The sequence below is a fragment of the Moorena sp. SIO3I6 genome, assembly GCF_010672095.1.
Map to the genome: position 1 here is coordinate 1 of NZ_JAAHHU010000620.1, position 2621 is coordinate 2621.

The window sequence follows — 2621 nt, forward strand, 5'->3', positions numbered from 1 at the left end:
GAATCACAGCATAAATTGGATCTTTATCGATCAGGGCTTTGGATAGGGGCTTTACTACTATCACCCCAGCGCCCTCGCCCCTGACAAAGCCATTGGCACGGGAATCAAATGCCTTACAGCGACCATCCGGAGATAAAGCCGTTAACTTACTTAACCCAACCGTCACCACTGGGGTTAGCATCAAATTCACTCCCCCTGCTATGGCTACGGTTGACTCACCATTCCAGATACTCTGACAAGCCAAATGAACAGCAACTAGGGATGAGGAGCAAGCGGTATCAACCGTTAGACTTGGCCCTTTTAAATTCAGTAGGTAGGAAATGCGATTAGCTGCCATAGTGGAAGCTACACCAGTATTGGTATAGGTATCCACCACCTCTGGACTTTGGAGGAGCAGCTGACCATAATCATGAGTAGAAATGCCAACAAAGACCCCCGTTTGGCTACCACTGATTCGGCTAGGCACTTGGCCTGCATCCTCTAGTGCTTCCCAAATTACTTCCAACAGTAGTCGCTGCTGGGGGTCGATATAGGTAGCTTCCCGAGGAGCAATGCCAAAGAATTCTGGATCAAATTGATCAACATGGGCCAGAAAACCACCATAACGGCAATACATTTTGCCTGGTGCTGTGGGATCAGCATCGTAAAATTTCTGGATATCCCAACGGTCTGGTGGCACTGCAGTAATAGCATCAACACCATTTTTGAGCAGTTGCCAGAAGGAGTTTGGGGAAGAGGCACCTGGAAAGCGGCAGCCAATCCCGATAATAGCAATAGGTTCTTTTAACCCTTTCCTTTTTTGCAGCTGCAACTCAAGAAGGGCGCGTTTTTCGGGGGAGAGATTGGCAATCCGCTTAGCAATATCATCCACTGGCAACATAGATCGAAACATAGATCTAGGAACTATTTGATGGGTTTTCCCAGAATTTCTTGGATTTGTGCTTCTGAGAGCATTTCCAACTCAGCTAAGAGTTGGTCTACCTCTTGATCACCACTGGAGGAAATCGATTGAACCGTCACCGGTGAACGATAAAAGGGTGTCGAGGTGAACCGATCCAGATTCTGGAACTGTGCCTCCCATAATTGTTGCATCTCAGTACCTGCACTCAAAACTCTCGGTTCGATTTTTCTTGGGCTGTCCTCCTGGTTTGAGTTGCTTTTTTGACTTTCTTGAGCCAGATATTGGGCAAGGGACTCGATATTGGGATAATCATACGCCAGTGTCGGAGACAGAGGCACCCCTAACCATTCTTCGAGATCATCAGCTAATTCGACTGCTGTTACTGAATCTAGACCATAATCAGCAAAAGACTTGCTGATGTTAATAGACCCGGCAGGCAGTTTTGTTTCTCGCGCTAGCCAATTTACTATCCACTTTTGAAGTGTATGCCGGGTTTGCCCTTTGCCGATAGTATTAGTAGTGGGTTCTTTTTCTGGTTTGGTTGGGGCAATGGTTGGGTGTTGCCCCAACCTCGATTGCCCTACAACTGTCAAGGTATTGTTTAGAAATCCAGCTCGACAAGCATGGCGCTGTACTTTGCCACTGGATGTCTTGGGAATACTATTGGTCTTGAGCAATAACACAGCATAAACTTGAAGCTGGTACTCTTGGGAGACTGCACTGCGGATTGCTTCAACCACTTCATCTACATCTAGTTTCCGAAGGTAATTCCTGGAGACTTCTTGGACAATCACCAATTGCTCAGCCTGTTCGACTTCCACAGAAAAAGCTGCGCCATAGGCAGGGCGAAGAGCTGGATGACTCTTTTCCGCCGTCAATTCTATATCTTGGGGATAATGGTTGCGACCCCGAATAATAATTAAATCCTTCAGACGACCTGTTACAAACAACTCACCATCCTGGATAAATCCTAAATCACCAGTACGCAGCCATGGCCCTGAACCAGTATCAGCTAGATAAGCATTAAAGGTTTTTTCCGTCACCTCTGGTTGATTCCAATAGCCTTGAGCAACACTTGGACCTTTTACCCAAATCTCTCCGACAGCACCTGCTTCAACCTGGGTAAGGGATTGGGGGCATGCGATCGCAATTTTTTCATTTAACCAAGTCCGCCCACACCCGACCAGGATTCGAGTCGCCACATTACCATTAGACTGACCATTAGACTGACCATTAGACTGATTGAGACGATTTTCTGGCAGGGGAACCACTCGATTTTGTTCAAGAGCTTGCCCTTCAAATTCCCTTACCACTGGAGGTTGGTCTTTCAAGCCTCCAGTTACTAATAATGTGGTTTCTGCCATGCCATAACAGGGGTAAAATGCTTCCCGACGGAAACCAAAAGGGGCAAATTTTTGAGCAAATCGCTCTAATGTTGAGGCTCTAACTGGCTCAGCACCGGTAAAGGCCATTTGCCAGCTGCTCAGGTCTAGGGCTTCTAATTGCTTAGCCGTAATTTTCTGCACACACAGCTCATAGGCAAAATTCGGAGCACCACTGGTAGTCACCTGGTATTTGGAAATTGCCTTTAGCCAGCGGTAAGGCTTGCGGAGGAAATCTACTGGAGCCATCAGGATGATGGCAAGACCAACATAAAGGGGTTGTAGGATGCCACCAATCAGTCCCATAGCATGGTAAGCGGGTAACCAAGACAATCCTC

Annotated in this window: 2 protein-coding genes; both read right to left on the bottom strand. The window is 47.1% G+C overall.

The window, feature by feature from the left end:
• The coding region (locus F6K49_RS40390) for a polyketide synthase (RefSeq protein ID WP_293106468.1) at positions 1–892 on the bottom strand (892 nt) is incomplete at its 3' end.
• An 11-nt stretch (positions 893–903) separates the two neighbouring features.
• Positions 904–2621: AMP-binding protein (locus tag F6K49_RS40395; RefSeq protein WP_293106470.1), on the bottom strand; the 1718-nt coding region annotated here is incomplete at its 5' end.